The sequence below is a fragment of the Chryseobacterium sp. SIMBA_028 genome, from assembly GCF_046535285.1.
In the GTDB taxonomy this organism is placed as follows: domain Bacteria; phylum Bacteroidota; class Bacteroidia; order Flavobacteriales; family Weeksellaceae; genus Chryseobacterium.
This window is the reverse complement of record NZ_JAWRWZ010000155.1, coordinates 1-287: the sequence shown is the minus strand read 5'-3', so window position 1 is coordinate 287 and position 287 is coordinate 1. Positions and strand designations below refer to the sequence as shown.

Annotated in this window: 1 protein-coding gene; it reads left to right on the top strand. The window is 59.2% G+C overall.

What is annotated here, in order from left to right; genetic code table 11:
- Positions 1-202 (top strand): hypothetical protein (locus SCA31_RS22955; protein WP_410699347.1); only part of this gene is annotated, 202 nt, incomplete at its 5' end.
- Positions 203-287 lie beyond the last annotated feature (85 nt).

Genomic DNA, 287 nt, shown 5'->3' with positions numbered 1-287 from the left:
CACCGACATCGTGCTCTGGCATTCCTTCGGTCTCCACCATGTCGTGCGCGCCGAAGACTTTCCGGTTCAGCCTTGCATTTCCTGCGGGTTCTCGCTCGCACCGGCCGGTTTCTTCGAGGTCAATCCGTCGAACAATCTGCCGCCGGTGATCAACAGGGCAAGCGTTCTCGCTGGAGAGAACAAGGCAAGCTGCTGCAGCTGATCTGAGGACAGTGACCGGTGGCGAGCCGCCACCGATCACTTGATGATGAAGCTTTGGGACAAGGGCATGGTCACGGCGATAGCAC